Genomic DNA, 16995 nt, shown 5'->3' with positions numbered 1-16995 from the left:
AATTATCGGGGTTCGACCGCACCGGGCTGAGCCTCGCTGCGTTCGTCGTTAAGCGGGAAGCGCCAGGCACACGGCAGCGCCAGCAGGATCAGCAGGCCGGTGACGATGAAGACTTCACTGATGGCCGATGGTGTGGCAGCCGGTCCCGCAGTGTTCAGGCGGAACTCCAGCCACAGCGACGCGATGACAATTGCCAGCGACGCGACGAGACGGCGGGATATGTTATTCATTGCCGCGCCCTGAGTGACCATCGGCTCGGGCAAGGCATTGAGCCCGGCCGTTGTCACCGGCATGTAGGAAAGCCCGAGACCCGCGCCACGAATCATCATCAAGACGAACACCACGCCAATGGCGGTATCAGCCTTGAGCATGCCCAGCGCAAGAGTTGAAATACCGGTCAGCAGCAGGCCCATAGCAACCACTGTGCGTGGACCATGCCGGTCCAGCGCCTTGCCACCCCACTGGCCGAACAGACTGGCGAAGGCGGCGGTACAGAGCAGTGCCAGGCCGGTCCAGATCGGGTTGTAGCCCAGCACTGTCTGCACCAGCAGCGGCAACAGGACCAGGCATTCGAACATGCCGACCGATTGCACCACGGCAATGATCACGCTCAGACGGTAGCCGCGCAGGTTGAACAGACGCAGATTCAGCAGCGGTGCCTTGCGGCTCAATTCAACCCGCACGAACGCGATCAGACAGGCCACCGCGATCAGCACCATGCCCTGATTCAACGGGTCGAGCAGCGCCTGGGCCTGATGCATACGGCTGATGGCTATCATCAGCAAGCCAATGCCGGAGGCAACCAGCAGGTAACCGATCAGGTCGAACGGCTTGCGCTCGACAGGTTCGGAGTCCGGCAGCACACCGAGGCCCAACAGCAAGGCCAGCAGTCCGATAGGGACATTCATCAGGAACAGCGAGCGCCAACTGAACCACTCCAGCATCAGGCTGCCACACAGTGGACCGAGCGCCGGAGCAAGCATCACGGCTGCGCTCCAGAGCCCTGTCACCCTGCCCCGCTCATGTTTTTCATACACGGAGAAAATGATCGCCAGCGACAACGGAATCATCAACCCGCTGGCGATGCCCTGCACCACTCGCGCAGTGATCACCAGCACGATGGAACCGGCCAGTGCGCCCAGCAGGGAACCCCCGATGAACAGCGCTACGCCCCAGAGGTAAAGCCGTTTACGGCCGATGCGTTGACTGAGAAAGCTGGTCAGCGGCATGGTCATGCCCATGCTGGTCATGAACCCCGCGACGATCCAGGTGGCCAGCAAGGGGCCGACCCGAAACGCCTCCATGAACGTTGGCAGCGCCGGGTTGAGCGAGCTGTTGCTAAGGCTGACGGTCAGTGTGCCGAGCAGCACATTGAACACCACCCAACGGCGTGGCACGTTCAAAGTCATTGGCGAACCCGTTCGCCGTTACGCACGAAGTGCTGTGCCGGTCGTGGATGGCAGAGAAAATCGACATGCGAGATGTTGTAGCCATACGCCCCGGCCAGCGGCAGAACCAGCAGATCGCCGATGCTCACGCCCTTGAGCGACTGGCGGCGACTGAGCACGTCCTTGGGCGTGCACAGTTGCCCGACAACGGTGTAGGCCCGCTCTTCCGAGGCAGCAGTCGCCGGCCTGCCCGGCAGATGGATAACCGGATGGTCATGGCTTTGCGCGACCGGCAGGCGAAACTGATGAGTGCCGCCCCGACACACCAGAAAATGCTCGCCGTGGCTGGTTTTGCTATCCAGGACCTCAATGGCGTAATAGCCGCAGTAGGCACTGATGAAACGCCCCGGTTCAAAGCGCAGGATCGGTGCGTCGTGTTGTTCGCCCAGACGCTTTTCCAGATAGCGACACAGGCGCTGCCAGTCGAACTGCCGGGTGTTCAGGTAATCGACGCCAATGCCGCCGCCAACGTTGAAGTGGGTCAACTGGTCCGGGTAGCTGGCCAGCGCCTTCCACTGCTGCCAGCGCTGCAGGTAGAAATCCAGCAACTGCTCGTGACGTTCGACCGACAATTGATGCGACATGGCATGTACATGGAAGCCTTTGAGCGTCAGGTGGCTGGCGCTGTCTACGCGTCTGACGGCTTCGGCCAGATCGGCTTCGTCAATGCCGAACGGGGTCGCCGTGCCGGCCATTGCCAGCTTGCTCGACTGTGCGGCGGGCAGGTGGGGATTGATGCGCAGGAACACGGCCTGTACCCGTCCCGTCTGTTCGGCGAGACGTTGCAGGCGGGCAATTTCATTGAGGCTCTCCAGATGGATGGCTTCAACCTTGTTGAGCAGCGCCGAGCGCAGATCGGAATCAAGTTTGCCAGGGCCGGAGAATACATAGGGCTTGCGTGTCGGACAGGCCATCACCCGCTCGATTTCGCCCCCGGATGAGATTTCGAAGCCACTGACAAGCGGTGCCAGGGTTTCCAGCATTGGCGCTTCGCTGTTGGCCTTGATCGCGTAATACAACTCGACGCCCGCAGGCAGAGCTGCCATGACCTCGCTGACGTGTTGCTGCAAGGCGTCCAGATCGTAGACAAAAGCCGCCAGCGGGTCGGTTTCCAGCGCCTGGGCTTCTTTGATGGCGGCCAGCACGGTTTCCGGCAACTTATGCATAACGTGCCTCCGTACCCCACGGTGAGGCAAGGCGCACGTAATTGGCCTCACGGTCGGCCTTGGCGGCAAGCCGGACCTTCAGGTTGGTCTTGCAGGCGATCGGCTGGCCGGCGATCAGCGCGTCCAGCTCTGGCGCAGGCAGCACCAGTTCGTCACGAATCCGCTGCAACTGCTGCTCGACCCGTTGCCACATCAGCGGGGCCAGGTGCGGACGCTCCCAGCTCAAGGCCAGCACAGCCTCGGACAGGTTGTTGATCAGCAGGCAATAGGTGATGCGGTTCCAGCCCTGTTCGCGGGTGTAGAGCAATGACTGACGAATCCGCGGGTGCAGCCCGACCTGAATAGCCTTGATGCCCAGTTCGTCAGTCAGTTTGACGCCTTCGAAGTCGCGCAGCAGCAGTTGTTGCGGACGACCGTTATCGTGAATCAGTACCGCATTCTGCAAATGCGGCTCCATCACGATGCCATGATTGAAGAACAGCGCCATGACCGGGCGCAGCAGCAAGGATTGGTACTCGTCGAACCAGTCCAGCAGGTGCCGGTCCTCCAGTGCGCCGCCGTTGAAACCCTGCAGGAAGTCATGCACCAAGGGGCGTGAACGCAGATCACGTGCAAACAGGGTGCCCGCCATCACGCTGCAGTCTGCGCCGGACCGGCGGCAGAAATTTTCCCGCAGAATTGCGCCCGTCTGTTCGCGAAACCAGTGGCCGTCAGTCTCGCTTGCGCCTGCTGGAGCCCAGCTCATCGAACCGGGTTCGGCCACGGTGGACAGGCCGCCCAGGGTTTCCGGGCGCGTCTGCTGCAAGCGCTGAAACAATTCGTCGATGATCAGCGTGCTTTCCAGTTCGTACCAGGCATTTTTCCGAACGCAGTTGGTAATGCGTACGTTCAGTGAGCCCTTGATGAAGTAGTCATGCCCTTCGATGTACCAGGTGCGCATCGAAGCTGTCGGGCTGGCAAGCGGTCCGCTGGTGCCCAGATCGCTGATCTGCCCGAGCTCGATCAGGCGTTGTACGCGACGGTCTTGCATGAACAGTTGGGCCTGCACCGGATGCATGCAGATCAGAGCATGCCCCGGTCGCGCCCGTGACTGGTCGGCGAACCCTGCCATCACCTCCGACTCGCTCAAACCATTGGCGGTGATCCGCAGCCCGTCCAGCGGCACTTCAAACACATGCAGCGCGGTCTGCGCCTGAAACTCGGGGGCGTAAGTCTCCTGAGCCAGATGTGCCGGCCACAGACGCGCCTTGGGGGCCGGGTGATTGGGATGACCGAACCACAAGCCCTGTTCGCTCGCCAGGTAGCCGCTGAGGGGCGCCGGGTGCTGACCGGTCATGTTGTGGGCAACGATGGCAGCCGTCAGGTGCTGGCTCTGCAGAACCTGATCGAGCAGCTCGTCATTGCTGGCCCGGGTCATGTGCTCGCAGGCCGCCAGCAGTTGCCGGACGAACTCGGCAAAGGCCAGGCAGTGCCAGGTGCCCTGCCCCTGGCGTGCGTAAACATCGGAAAGGTAGCGATGACTGCCCAGATGGTCACGGCGGTCCACCAGCACAAAGAATTGTTGCTGATTGGGCAGGCTGATGGTAAGTGGAATGCCTTTCCATTGTCCGCCATCCACAAAACTGCCCGGCGCAATACCTTGCATGCCTTGGGGCCAGGTGTAATGAAGGCAGTGTTCGGGCAGTGCAAACTCCTTGATCAGGCAATTAAGTAATGCACGAGTGGTTGCCAGTTCGCTCACCATGTTTGATAAAACGGTGCGATCGGTATTGGTCATGTCTGCTCCACAGTCGCCTTGACGCTTACTGTTTAAATGACGTTGCAACAAACGCGGGTGTACCGCTTGAAGCACAACGGCTCAACTGTCTATATGGCTTATTGCCTATAACCCGCCACGGTATAAAGGTGTGCACGACGTGCGATTGATTCGCTCAGTCAAACGTTGTTTGCATGTTCTGGTGTGCGCGCGGTGATCCTGTTACTTGTGTGCTGTGTCGAACTGTTTATTTGCGGCGCTGGGCCACGGCTGCCTTGAGGGCATCTTCGAATCGCTGAACCACCAGTTGGCATTGCTCTTCGGTAATGATCAACGGCGGCAACAAACGGATGACATTGCCATTTCGGCCGCCCCGCTCAAGCAACAATCCTTGCCTGAAACAGTGCTGCTGAATCGCAACTGCCAGCTCCGGGTCCATTGGCAAACTGCCGAGGCGGTCGGCCGGCTTGCGCTCATCGACAATCTCGATGCCCAGCATCAGCCCGCGTCCACGCACCTGGCCCATCATCGGGTAGCGTTGTTGCAAAAGGCCGAGCTTTTCCTTGAGCCAGTCGCCCCGTTTGGCAGCCTGGGCAGAGAGGTTCTGCCGTTGCAGCACCTCAAGCGTCGCAAGGCCGGTGGCCATCGCCATCTGATTACCGCGGAACGTGCCCGCGTGATTGCCCGGTGCCCAGGCGTCGAACTCACGCTTGAAGCCGAGCACGGCCAACGGCAGGCCGCCTCCAACCGCCTTGGACATGACGATGATGTCGGGCTCGATCCCGGCGTGTTCGAAGGCGAACATCTTGCCGGTACGTCCGAAGCCCGCCTGCACTTCATCCAGAATCAGCAGAATGCCGTGCTTGCGGGTCACCTCGCGAATCTGCCGCAGCCATGTGGCAGGTGCCGGGTTGACGCCGCCTTCGCCCTGTACCGCTTCCAGAATCACGGCGGCTGGCAGGGATACGCCACTTTCCACGTCTTCGATGAACTGGGTGAAGTAGTAGCTCAGCGCATCCGTGCCGGCTTCACCGCCAATGCCCAGCGGACAGCGGTACTCATGGGGGTACGGAAGGAATTGCACGCCAGGCATGAGGTTGGCGACAGCATTCTTCGGCGCAGTGTTGCCGGTCAGCGCCAGGGCTCCGTGGGTCATGCCATGGTAAGCGCCGGAAAAGCTGATGATGTTGTGGCGTCCGGTAGCAGTCTTGGCCAGCTTGATCGCGGCTTCGACAGCATCGGCACCGGATGGACCGCAGAACTGCAGACAGTAATCGCGTCCCTGCCCCGGCAGCAGACTCAGCAGCGTTTCGCTGAAGGCGTCCTTCACCGCAGTGGTCAGGTCGAGGGTGTGCATCGGCATTCCGGACGTCAGGAAGCTGTCGAGACTGGCCATGATGGCTTCGTGATTGTGGCCTAGCGCTAGCGTTCCGGCGCCGGCCAGGCAGTCCAGGTAGGTGGTGCCTTCAACATCCGTCACCCATACTCCGTGTGCTTTGGCGATGGCCAATGGCAACTTTCGCGGGTAACTTCTTACATTGGATTCAAACTGGCTCTGCCGGTCCAGATAGTTGGCATTGGTTTTCTGCGACGTAGTAGAGTGCAATAGGCCATTATTCAACATCTGTAAGTCCTCGCTGGATTCCGGATGCAAACTATTATCATTTCCCTGAAAGTGCAACCCGTTGTATTAAAAATACGATGAAAATTTAAATGTCCGAGCGTGTGCACGCGATAAGTTGCAAGGCGCGCGAACGGGCCAGTCTTAAGATCGGTAATATTTAAAGTGCCTTTACTTGGATGGGCACGTGTGACAGGTCTACAACGCAGAAACAGAATATTGAAATAACCGATGCTTCTGTCACTGTCGCTACATTGATTATGTCATCGCTGCCTGTTTATACCTCGTTGCGTACTTCCAGTTTGTTCAGCACGCGGGTAAGCCCGTCCCTGGGCACTCGCGTCGGTTCGGGACCCGATTCGACTCAGAACCCGATAGTGGCTGAAAGCAGATAGGTCCTGGGTGTCGACAGTGTCAGCCCCGGTTCGCTGTCATCCGACGCGCCGGCCGAACTCCAGTAGTACTTGTTCATGACGTTCTCGACGTTGGCGCGCAGCGTGATGTCCTTCTGATCGACCTTGAACGCATACCGTGCGCCTACGTCGAAGCGCTCGGAAGAGTCGATGCTTTTGCTGTTGGCCTGGTCCAGGTACTGCGAGCCGGTATAGATGCCACGGCCGGTCAGGGTCAGGCCCTTGACGCTTGGCACGTCCCATTCGGCCCCCAGATTGACGTTGTATTTGGGTGTGGCCGGAGCCCGGTTGCCGTCGAACGCACCGTTGACGGTGTTGGTCAGTTCGCTGTCGATGTACATCAGACCGCCCAGCAGGCGGAAGCCCTTGAGAGGTTCGCCGAACATGGTCAGCTCGACACCATCGTTGCGGCGCTTGCCGTTCGGACCAAAGACTCGCGACGTCGTATTGGTTTCATAGGCTGGTTGCTTGATCCGGAATACGCTGGCGGTGAAGGCGTATGACCCCAGGTCATACTTGGCCCCCACCTCAACCTGCCGGCTGACGAAAGGCGGGAAGATCTGGTCTTCGTTCACCGAGGTCGACGGAGCAATCTTGCCCTGGCTCAGGCCTTCCATGTAATTGGCGTACACCGACAGATCGTCGGTCACCTTGTACAGAATGCCGCCTGACGGTGAGACCTTTTCCTCGTCGTATGCCGTGTCGCCTTTGACGTTGTCGGTCCAGTCATCAACCTTGACGCGCTGCCAGCGCGCACCGAGTGTCAGCAGAAGGCGATCATCGAAGAACCCCAGTGTGTCGGTAAGGGCAACGCCGCTGAAACGATTTTCTGTGTAAACCTTGGAGTCGGCACGCGTGGGGTTGGCAGGTGTCGGCGTATCGACCGGGTTATAGAGATTGCTGGGCGCAGCAGCATAACGTGCACCTCCGTTTTCAAAGTCCATATAGAAATAACTGGCGGCCAGATTGACTTCGTGCCTGACCGGCCCGGTATGGAACCAGTTGCGCACGCCAGCGGTGGCCGTGCGGACATTTTCGTCACGCGTGAAGTCACGCGGCTGAACGCTGAAGTCGCCTGCATCGTTGGTGACCGATACCGCATGACGAAGGAAATCGTGGTTACTCTTACGCGCACCGACACCGCCGTACAGCATGACCGAGTCGCTGAGATCATATTCGGCATTCACTGCGCCGAAGGTATCCCGGGTACGTGCCTTGCTCCAGGACTGCGCATAGTTGTCACGAACATCGTTGGCATTCGGTACCTTCGCGTTGGCACCTACCTGCACGCGCTCCTGAGGGGCATCGGTGTCACGTTCGGTGTGCCCGATATCCGTTGACAGACGCAGACGGTCGCCGCGGAAATCCAGGCCCAGCACGGCCATGTCGCGATCAACGCTCTGATGATCCCATTCCGTGTCGCCGGACTGCTTGACGCCGTTGAAACGGATACCGAACTTGTCGTCTTCACCGAACCGGCGTGCCACATCCACGGCTGCGCCCGCCTGCCCTTTGGAGGCATAGCTGGTGGTCAGCTCGGTGATGGGTTTATCCGTTGCACGCTTGGGGACCACGTTGATTCCGCCGCCGACACTGCCGCGCGGCGAAATGCCATTAATCAACTGGCTTGGTCCCTTGAGAATGTCCACCCGTTCGGCCATTTCCATGTCGATCGTGTAGGTGGGCAGGATGCCGTACAAGCCGTTGTAGGAGACGTCACTGTTGAACAGGCTGAAGCCGCGAATGGTGAACTGTTCGTAGCGCCCGCCTGCCGGGTTGGTGGCACGCACCGACGGATCGCTGGCAATCAGGTCGCCCAGGGTGCGGGCCTGCTGGTTTTTCACCGCGTCCTTGGTGTAGGTGGTCATGCTGAAAGGCGTTTCCATGAAATCCCGAGAACCCAGCATCCCTTGCGAGCCTTTGCGGGCCACCTGGCCGCCTGCGTACTCCTGGCCGTCCGTAGAACCGCTATCACCGATAATCGAGGTAGGTGCGAGTTGCAAACCAGCGCCTTCAGGGGCCGGGACCAGTGTGTAGGCCTGTTCACCGACCGGCACCAGTTGCAGGCCGGAACCTTGCAGCAGGCGTGCAAACCCTTCCTCAACCGCAAACTCGCCAGACAGACCTGAACTGTTTCGACCGTTCACCAATGCGGGATCTACCGACAGGTTGACCCCGGCCTGACCGGCAAAACGGGTAAGCGCGGCGCTCAGGCTGCCGGCTGGCACTTCATAGGCACGCCTGCCCGAGGTTTCGGCCCAACTGGTCGAGGCAAACAACGGACTGGAACTCAACGTCAGCAAAAGGCTGAAATGCAAAAGCGGACGCAAACGGTAGGAAGACACTGCGGACATAGAGGGAAACTCTCGTATTTTTTGTGCACTTACCTGGAATGACCAGCGAGACAAAAAAAAGGGACAGCTTCACGCATTATTTTTTGTCGAAATGTTTTTTCGAGGCACCAGCGTGACCCAGTAGCGGGTACGCATCTGCACGTCCACCGGCAGGCTGGCAGCCAGCAACGAAAGTACGCGGTCGGTATTGTCGAGCCTGAAACTGCCCGTCACTCGCAGGGTTTCAAGTTCCGGCTCCCAGCGCAACAGGCCGGGACGGTAGCGACCCAGCTCACGCAGGAAATCCCCCAGTTGCTGGTTCTGCGCGGTCAATACATCGTCTCGCCAGCCGGGCAGCAAGGCGTCGAAGGCGCTGACTGGCCCTGCTTCACCCTGCCTGAGGCTGACCTGCTGTTGCGCACGCAATGCCAGCACGGGCCCCTGCAACGGATAAAGTTGCACCAGACCGCTGAACACCGATACGCGGCAGTCGCTTTCGTTGAGACGTACACAGACTTCGCTCTGACTGACCACGATGCGCCCGTAAGGACCGTTGATCGTCAGCGCTGCACTGCCCGGCACCTTGAGTGCTATCTCGCCCCGCACAAGGCTGATTTGGCGTGCACCCAGATCGACGTTGACCGCGCTGTCGGTGTTCAGTTGCAAGGTGCTGCCATCGGCCAGCGACAGGCGCTTGTGTTCGCCGACGGAGGTTTGCAGGTCGGCACGCCAGACGTCCAGTGGCAACTGACGCCCGAGCAACCAGGCCGCCGGGACCAGCGCCGCAGCCCCCAGAGCCCTTTTCAGCGTCGCGCGCCTTGCCTTGTCCGGACGGTCCAGGGTGGCCATGGCCAGATTGGCAGGCAAACCGAAAAAACGCTGACGCAGCTGTTGCGCCCTTTGCCAGGCGCGTTCATGGCTGGCGGAGCTGTCGCGCCAGTGTTGCAGCCTGGCGTGATCTTCTTCGCTGGCACCGCCGGATTCGAGAAGCGCCAGCCACTGTGCTGCCCTGCGGACTACCTCGCGTTCTTCGCCGGAAGGGGTCGAGCGAATCACCACTCCACCAGCAGGCAGTGTTCGTAGGCCTGCGCCATGTAACGTTTTACAGTACGTTCGGATACACCCAGGCGCTCTGCAATTTCCCGATACCCCAGCCCCTCGAGCTGGCTCCAGAGAAACGCGCGACGCACCACTGCCGACAGCCCGTCGAGCAACTCGTCCAGCGCCTGCAGGGTTTCCAGCAGTAACCAGCGCTGCTCGGGAGACGGCACGCTGTCTTCAGGCAACTGCGCCAGTGCTTCCAGGTAAGCCTGTTCCAGGCTTCGCCGCGTGTAGAAATTACTGAGCAGGCGTTTGCCCACCGTCAGCAGATAGGCGCGGGGCTCCTGCATATCGGCGATCTGCTGGGAGCTGGACAGTACGCGCAGAAATGTATCCTGACTCAGGTCCGCAGCATCCCAGGCATTCCCCATGCGTTTGCGCAGCCAGCTTTCCAGCCAGCCATGATGATCGCGGTAAAGGGAATGCAAGGTCTGCTGTGAGAGCGTCGCTGCTTCAGTCATGTCAAAAGCCTTGAGCGATGGGTGCGCCAAATGAGACTGATTCTAATTAGTGTTATATCCCGAGTCCACGCTCTTTTTTTCAGAAAGCCCGTCGCCGCTGCGTGAAACCGGGGTCATTCGCCTCCAACGCGTTGATCTGCGCCGCATCCAGGTCATTCACCCGGACCAGAAATCAATGCCGGAAAAACGCTACATGTAGCTTTTTGTATCACTTCTGACATGAAATCCCGGTGATGATCGGTCAAAGGCTGACTCTGCCAGTGAACCCAGAGCGACACGATCAAGATGCCTTTCGACACGTCCTTGACGGATCAGCAGTGCCCTGTCGCACAAATGGGCGACGGTGTTCATGTCATGGCTGACCAGAATCATGGTCATGCCGGTATCGCGGCGCAGGGTCTGTAGAAGATTGAGTATTTCCGCCTGGACCGTCATGTCCAGCGCCGACGTAGGTTCGTCCAGCAACAAAAGCGCAGGATTCAATTGCAACGCCCGGACAATGGCAACACGTTGACGTTGGCCGCCTGACAGTTGATGCGGGTAGCGGTCCAGCATTTCGCCTGGCAAGCCCACCTGTGCCATCGAGGCAATCAGGCTGGCCTCATCGAAAGGCAGACCGTTGATCTGCCGTGGCTCGCGCAGGCTGCGGCGGATCCGGTGCAGCGGATGCAATGAAGCATACGGGTCCTGAAACACCATCTGCACCTTCTGGCGCAAGGCACCAGCGAAGTATTTCTGCGCCTTCAGCGGCTCCCCAATAGCTCGACGCTGCCCTGCCAATCCCGTTGGAGCCCGGCAAGCACTCGCAGCAAGGTCGATTTGCCAGAGCCTGATGCACCGATCAGACCGAAGCATTCGCCCGGCTCGATTTTCAATGCCCCCATCCGAAGTGCAGTGAAGGAATGCAGACCACGCTTGAAGCTCACCGTCAGTTCATGGATATCCACCGCACTCATGGCAACGTCTCCATCAGGCTGCGGTCCAGCGTCGGCAGCGCATGACCGTAGCTCAGAGCCGAGGGCTGACAGCGCCACAGCGTTTGTGTATAGGGGTTACTGGCGGTCGCCAGCCCTGCAGCCTTGCATCGGTCGACAATCCGGCCGCGGTACATGACCAGCGCCCTGTCGCAGTATCGGGCGACCAACGGCAAGTCATGGCTGATCAGCAGCAAACCCATGTTGCGTTGTTCGACAAGCCCCAGAATCAACTCGAGAATCTGATCCCGCAGGCCGCTGTCGAGTGCCGAAGTGGGTTCGTCTGCAATCAACAGACGCCGATCATTGATCAGCATCGCGGCAAGCATTACCCGTTGCCCCATACCACCGGACAGTTCGTGGGGATAGCGGTCATAAATCGCCAGCGGGTCAGGCAGGCCTACGGCCTCCAGCATGTGGAGCACTTTCTCGCGGCGCTCACGACGTCCCAGACGCGTGTGCAGCACCAATGCCTCTTCAAAGCCCAGGCCGCTATTATTGCCAGCGCTATTCCCGAAGCCGATCCCGCGCGAATAGCCATGGTTGCCCGTGTAGCGGTAGAAATGATTCACGCCACCATCGAATTGTTGTTCGATGAGCCCCTGGAACCGGCAGAGACCTGCGCACTGGTGGCGGCGATGATCGTCAGCCATCTGGATCGTCTGGTGTCCGAGCCTGGCGTTGAAACCGGCAAATGAAGGCGCGACTACAGATTGATCGTTTCGGCCTGTTGACGCATCCGGATCGCCCCTTCATCGGTCCGCGATGGTTGTATAGGGGCACGTGAGCCAGGACGTGACCGGAACACCGCATCTACTCTTATAAAAACACGCAGCCACAGGAGCAGCGTCATGAACCAGCCCGCAAGGATTACGCTAACCACGCCGTCTCCCCCCCCCGGGGCTCACCGAGCTTTTCGAGGCGCAGCGCGCTGCAGTACTGGCACGTGGGGCACCCTCCTACGCTCAACGAATGGCAGACCTCAATGCTGTTTTGCGCATGGTCAGCGATAATCAGGACAGATTGCTCGAAGCGGTCTGTGCAGACTTCGGCAACCGTTCGTTCGCTGAAACCAGACTCGGTGAGCTGATGCCTGTCATCAATGGCATCAAGCATATTCGCGCGCACCTCAAAGCGTGGATGCGGCCTTCCCGGCGCAAGGTCGGTATTGTCTTCAAGCCCGCTACTGCCAACGTCATGTATCAGCCGCTGGGCGTTGTCGGCGTTCTGGCTCCGTGGAACTATCCACTGACGCTGACGCTGGTGCCGTTGATCGAGGCCCTGGCGGCTGGCAATCGGGTAATGATCAAACCTTCGGAATTGACGCCCCTGACCTCCGCACTGCTCAAGCAATTGCTGGGCGAGACGTTCCCCGCCGAACAGGTGGTAGTGGTCACTGGCGACGCTACGCTGGCGGGCCAATTCAGTGAGCTGCCTTTCGACCATCTGCTGTTTACCGGCTCGACCCAGGTAGGTCGCCAGGTCATGGCCGCAGCTGCACGCAATCTGACACCGGTGACACTGGAGCTGGGTGGCAAGTCGCCAGTTGTGGTGTGCGATGACTTTTCGATCAAAAAAGCCGCCCGGATGATCGCGATCGGCAAGCTGTTCAACGCCGGTCAGACCTGCGTAGCGCCTGATTATGTTCTCGTCCCGCGTGAACAGGTCAACAGCTTTGCCAGCGAGTGGCTGGCTGCAGCACAAAAACTTTACCCGACGCTCGATGGCAATCCGGACTACACCTCGATCATCTCCCAGCGCCACCACGACCGGCTTGTGGCCATGGCCGGCCAGGCTATCGCTACAGGGGCTAAGGCCTGGCAACACGACGCGCCGGTGTCGGCCCGCGAGCGCAAGATTGCGCCCATGGCACTCACGCAGGTGCCCTTGAAAGCAGACCTGATGCACGAAGAGATTTTTGGTCCATTGCTGCCGGTACTTGCCTATGACTCCCTCGATGAAGCCATCGCTTTTATCAATGCGCGTCCTGCACCTCTGGCGCTGTACTGCTTTTCCAATGACAAGACGTCCGTGGATCTGTTGTTGAACCGCACACATTCGGGCGGCGTGACCATCAATGGCACCATGCTGCATGCCACCCAGGATGATCTGCCGTTCGGCGGCGTCGGGCAAAGCGGCACCGGGGCCTATCACGGCTATGAGGGCTTCGTCCGCCTGTCCCATGCCCGCGGCGTTCTCAAGCTCAGTCGCTTTAACATGTCTGACAAGGTCTCGGCCCCCTATGGACGGCTGACGCGCCTGATAACCCGCCTCATGCTCGGCAAATAGTCTCCAGGCGGGCGACCGCATCAGGTGACAGGACGTCGCCCCGACGCGCTATGCCCGTTCGCTAAACCTACCGGAACGACGGTGAACATCACTGTTTGTGATGTCCCATTATTTATGTAACATCGGGGCGTTATTCTTTTCCGACCTGAACTAGTCGTGTTCTAAGACGCATCTAACGCGGTGCACTGGCGTCCCTATCACTCACCGCGGAGTTGATGTGACCACCCTTCGCGTTTCGCGTCTAAGCTCTTGTCAGCAGTTCTGAAATCATGGATGACTCAATGCCTCATACCTTACTACCGCAGATTGGCAGGGCCATCGCCAGCATCGGCAGCGGCCATTTTTCCAGCATGTTCCACAAGCTCATCGACACTCAGCTTGCCGTGGACGCCACGCACCTTTCTTCACTGCCACAGCCTTGGCAAACACTGACCGCGTCGGCACCGACGGTGTTCAACGAAACGGTGACGTCGTCGCGTGGGACCTTGTTGCTGAACGACTCGATTCATCTTTATCCTGCCCACGCCTCGGAAAACTTCAGTTGCAAGATAACGGTATTCCGCGCGCTGCCGGCGCATGAGTTTTCGGACCGTGAACGTCGTCAGTTAAGTGCGCTTTCCCCGCTGTTGTTCTCGATACTTGAAAAACATGTCAATGCCTTGCAACTGACCATGATCAATGTCGAGCCTAAGAAAACCGAAAGCGTTGAAGCGCGTTTTCATGATCGACTGCGCGAAACGGGTCTGACATTGTCCGAGCGGGAGACGCAAGTGTGCATCGGTCTGCTTGCCGGGCACACCGCTATCGAGCAGGCCGAACGGCTTGCGCTGAAGGTCAATACGGTCGGCAGTTACCAGCGCCGCGCCGCCATCAAACTGGGCATCAGCGGTCGGCATTCGCTGATGCGCTGGATGTATGGCTCATCCGAAGGCGCCTGTTCGGCCTGCTGAACACTGTTTCGGATCACTGTTGAAGCGCAGGCTGAACAGCTGATTGATGCCAGAGGACGGGGCGATATCGGTCACCCCGCCCATGCACGTGTTTACCGCCTCCAGCGTCGGCCTAGTGTATGGCCGACATTACGCTTGAACCCTGCCCGCCGCCTCATTGCGTTTCTCCTACGCCAACCGCCAGACCGTCGTACCACCACGCTGCCAGACTGTAGACATCCGGTGCCTTGAGGACACTGAAGTGATTGCCCGGCCCCTGCCACAGTTCCAGTTGAGGTAACAGGTGTTGCCAACCTGCGGCTGACGACGCCTGCTCGAGTTGATTGTCCAGAGCATCCAGCTGTGGATCATCCACCAGTACCAGACTTGCCCTGCCGCTGTAGCCTCCCTGGACTGGTCGGTAGACCGTTCGCACGGCGCTGGCAAACGTGCGAACAATCCCTTGCAGTGCCTGTGCTGCCAGACGTGATGGCAACAGCCCGACGCGCACCATCGCTTGTTGCAGCAGATGCAATTGAGTGTCGCCATCACTGTCGGCAAACATCTGAGGGTCGATTTCCAGGCTTCTCCCGCTGGATAACTGCAACGCTTCGATCAGCCTTTCCAGCGCCGCCGTAGCGGTATAGGGCTTGCTGTCGAGGCCGTCACCGCCGGGCGCTTCACTGTCGATCAGGGTCAGGGAAACAACCTCGCGGCCACGCGCCTGAAGTTTGACCGCCATCGCATGTGCCGCCCAGCCACCAAAGGAGTGTCCGACCAGATGCAACGGTCCATGCGGGTACATCGCTTCGATAGCCTCCACATGGCTCTGCGCCGCAGCGTCCACCCGGCTGTGCGGAGCACTGCGGCCGTCCAGACCGCGCGGTTGCAAGCCATGAATGGGCCAGTCCGGACCCAGCGCCTCGGCCAGGCCAATGAAACTGGTGACGCTGTCACCCGCGCCCGGCACGCAGAACAGTGGTGCATGCCCTTCCCGCCCGCTCTGAATCGCCAGCAGTGACTGGTAAGCCGGTGCCGACGGTGGCGTATCGGTTACCTCATGCAATGCGGCGCTGATACTCAGTCCGAGTGTCTGCACATGAGGTGCCTGCATCATCGTCATGTGATCCCCCGGCACGCCGACACACTGCAACTGGCCTTTTGCAAGAAGCTCACGCCAGCCCAGTGTCGCGGTGGTGCCTGGCGGTGCCATTGGACGTTGCTCGGCGCAGAACAAGTGAATCGGCAAGTCGAGCGGCTCCAACTGGTAGTGCGCCAGGGCGTGACCGTGTGCCACTTCCCGGTCCAGGTAATGATGCAATTGCTGATCGCTGGCCTGCGCCAGTTCCTCGTACAGCAGGTTCTCGTCGCGGCACAGCTGCAACAGGGTGTCGAAGTCCGGCAGGGTCGCCAGGCTACTCAGGGAAGTCAGGCGCGCCGACGCAGCCGCGCCCGCTCCGCCCTGATTTTTCCAGTGCGCGGCGCAGTGCGACAGCAATTGCCGCTCAACCAGGTCTGCTCCTTGCCAGCGCGCCTTGCCCTGATCCGTCAGGCGCGGCACATAGCTGTCGATCAGGCCGAGGAATGCCACCGCCTCATCCATACCGAGCAGTTGAGTCGCCACTTCATAAGCCAGAACCCCGCCGAACGACCAGCCGGCCAGCCGGTAAGGCCCACGGGGCTGCACCTGACGAATACGCTCCACCAGCCGCGCCGCCAGGCATTCGATGGTGCGTAATTGCTGCTGACCCAGGCCAATCCCCGGCAAGCCGTAGATCGGGAAGTCGCCCTGCACATGTTGTCCAAGCACCGGAAAATAAGCGTCCAGACCGGTAAAGTCATGGATAAGGAACAGGGGCGATTCGCTGCCGCCCGCTCGTACCGTGATCACTTCCTGAGCGTCGGCCGACGGTGCCGGACGCTGATCAAGCAATCCAGCCAGCGCGGCGATGCTCGGGTGCTGGAACAACTCGGCCAGGGTCAGTGGCAAGCCTGCTTGTTGCAGCAGGCTGACCAGACGTATGGCTGACAGCGAATGGCCGCCCAACTCGAAGAAGCTGTCATGCCTGCCGATTCGGCCGACTTCCAGAACGTCTGCCCACAACTGCGCCAGATGCTCCTCCAGGGCTGTGGTCGGCGCTTGATAAGCGAGGTTCGCCAATGTGGTCAGGTCCGGCGCAGGCAAGGCCTTGCGGTCGACCTTGCCGTTTTGGGTCAAGGGCAGTGCATCAAGTCCCACAAAGACTGCAGGTACCATGTACTCCGGCAATTGTCCCAGCAGGTGCGCACGCAATGCGGCACCGTCGAGCGACACGTCGCGACGGGTAAAGTACCCCACCAGGCGCAACGTGCCATCTTCCAGCCGCTGGGTCGTCACGACGGCTTCGCCAACGCCCGGGCACTGCGCCAGGTGCTGTTCGATCTCGCCTGGCTCGATGCGCACCCCGCGAATTTTCACCTGATCGTCATTGCGACCCAGGTATTCAAGGGTCCCGTCGGCCAGC

Annotated in this window: 11 protein-coding genes and 2 pseudogenes (1 of these 13 cut by a window edge); 3 read left to right on the top strand and 10 right to left on the bottom strand. The window is 59.9% G+C overall.

Annotated features, from left to right (window positions below; genetic code table 11):
* Positions 1-2 precede the first annotated feature (2 nt).
* The 9 genes and pseudogenes from MME58_RS13585 to MME58_RS13545 form a co-directional block, all read right to left on the bottom strand.
* Positions 3-1409, bottom strand: a complete 1407-nt coding sequence (locus MME58_RS13585) for a DHA2 family efflux MFS transporter permease subunit (RefSeq protein WP_054988670.1) — start codon at positions 1407-1409, stop codon at positions 3-5.
* Positions 1406-2614, bottom strand: a complete 1209-nt coding sequence (locus MME58_RS13580) for a type III PLP-dependent enzyme (RefSeq protein WP_054988669.1) — start codon at positions 2612-2614, stop codon at positions 1406-1408. Before MME58_RS13580 ends, MME58_RS13585 begins: the two co-directional genes overlap by 4 nt.
* Positions 2607-4391, bottom strand: coding sequence for an IucA/IucC family protein (locus MME58_RS13575; RefSeq protein WP_055005755.1), 1785 nt, complete (start codon positions 4389-4391; stop codon positions 2607-2609). Before MME58_RS13575 ends, MME58_RS13580 begins: the two co-directional genes overlap by 8 nt.
* A gap of 226 nt (positions 4392-4617) precedes the next feature.
* Positions 4618-5994, bottom strand: coding sequence for a diaminobutyrate--2-oxoglutarate transaminase (locus tag MME58_RS13570; RefSeq protein ID WP_055005754.1), 1377 nt, complete (start codon positions 5992-5994; stop codon positions 4618-4620).
* Positions 5995-6355: 361 nt separating this feature from the next.
* Complete coding sequence (locus MME58_RS13565; RefSeq protein WP_055005753.1) at positions 6356-8758, bottom strand: TonB-dependent receptor; 2403 nt, start codon at positions 8756-8758, stop codon at positions 6356-6358.
* 69 nt (positions 8759-8827) lie between these two features.
* Complete coding sequence (locus MME58_RS13560; RefSeq protein ID WP_055005752.1) at positions 8828-9793, bottom strand: FecR domain-containing protein; 966 nt, start codon at positions 9791-9793, stop codon at positions 8828-8830.
* Complete coding sequence (locus MME58_RS13555; protein WP_055005751.1) at positions 9790-10299, bottom strand: sigma-70 family RNA polymerase sigma factor; 510 nt, start codon at positions 10297-10299, stop codon at positions 9790-9792. Before MME58_RS13555 ends, MME58_RS13560 begins: the two co-directional genes overlap by 4 nt.
* A gap of 189 nt (positions 10300-10488) precedes the next feature.
* A pseudogene (locus MME58_RS13550) lies at positions 10489-11255 on the bottom strand (ABC transporter ATP-binding protein).
* Positions 11252-11764, bottom strand: a pseudogene (locus MME58_RS13545) (ATP-binding cassette domain-containing protein); the annotation flags it as partial. The pseudogenes MME58_RS13550 and MME58_RS13545, both read right to left, overlap by 4 nt.
* 72 nt (positions 11765-11836) lie before the next feature.
* Between MME58_RS13545 and MME58_RS27470 the strand changes: the two are divergent.
* From MME58_RS27470 to MME58_RS13535, 3 genes are all read left to right on the top strand, one after another.
* Positions 11837-11971: a hypothetical protein gene (locus MME58_RS27470; protein WP_259641495.1), complete on the top strand. Its 135-nt coding sequence runs from the start codon at positions 11837-11839 to the stop codon at positions 11969-11971.
* A 274-nt stretch (positions 11972-12245) separates the two neighbouring features.
* Positions 12246-13562, top strand: a complete 1317-nt coding sequence (locus MME58_RS13540; protein WP_233590953.1) for a coniferyl aldehyde dehydrogenase — start codon at positions 12246-12248, stop codon at positions 13560-13562.
* Between the two features lie 281 nt (positions 13563-13843).
* A complete protein-coding gene (locus tag MME58_RS13535) occupies positions 13844-14512 on the top strand; it encodes a helix-turn-helix transcriptional regulator (RefSeq protein ID WP_054988663.1) in 669 nt (222 codons plus the stop codon).
* A 154-nt stretch (positions 14513-14666) separates the two neighbouring features.
* On the opposite strand, the gene MME58_RS13530 is transcribed toward MME58_RS13535, so the two are convergent.
* Positions 14667-16995, bottom strand: partial view of a non-ribosomal peptide synthetase gene (locus tag MME58_RS13530; RefSeq protein WP_055005750.1) — the final stretch only. It continues 15458 nt past the right edge of the window; only the last 2329 of its 17787 coding nucleotides appear in the window; its start codon lies beyond the right edge, outside the window; it ends in the stop codon at positions 14667-14669.

The organism is Pseudomonas syringae pv. tagetis, from assembly GCF_022557255.1.
Classification (GTDB): domain Bacteria; phylum Pseudomonadota; class Gammaproteobacteria; order Pseudomonadales; family Pseudomonadaceae; genus Aquipseudomonas; species Aquipseudomonas caricapapayae.
The sequence above is the reverse complement of the archived record's forward strand: the minus strand, read 5'-3'. Positions and strand labels throughout refer to the sequence as shown.

Excerpts from the sequence above, each read along its gene's own strand:
- MME58_RS13585 (WP_054988670.1), bottom strand. The coding sequence starts at position 1,409 with ATGACTTTGAACGTGCCACGCCGTTGGGTGGTGTTCAATGTGCTGCTC.
- MME58_RS13580 (WP_054988669.1), bottom strand. The coding sequence starts at position 2,614 with ATGCATAAGTTGCCGGAAACCGTGCTGGCCGCCATCAAAGAAGCCCAG.
- MME58_RS13575 (WP_055005755.1), bottom strand. The coding sequence starts at position 4,391 with ATGACCAATACCGATCGCACCGTTTTATCAAACATGGTGAGCGAACTG.
- MME58_RS13570 (WP_055005754.1), bottom strand. The coding sequence starts at position 5,994 with ATGTTGAATAATGGCCTATTGCACTCTACTACGTCGCAGAAAACCAAT.
- MME58_RS13565 (WP_055005753.1), bottom strand. The coding sequence starts at position 8,758 with ATGTCCGCAGTGTCTTCCTACCGTTTGCGTCCGCTTTTGCATTTCAGC.
- MME58_RS13555 (WP_055005751.1), bottom strand. The coding sequence starts at position 10,299 with ATGACTGAAGCAGCGACGCTCTCACAGCAGACCTTGCATTCCCTTTAC.
- MME58_RS27470 (WP_259641495.1), top strand. The coding sequence starts at position 11,837 with ATGATTCACGCCACCATCGAATTGTTGTTCGATGAGCCCCTGGAACCG.
- MME58_RS13540 (WP_233590953.1), top strand. The coding sequence starts at position 12,246 with ATGGCAGACCTCAATGCTGTTTTGCGCATGGTCAGCGATAATCAGGAC.
- MME58_RS13535 (WP_054988663.1), top strand. The coding sequence starts at position 13,844 with ATGCCTCATACCTTACTACCGCAGATTGGCAGGGCCATCGCCAGCATC.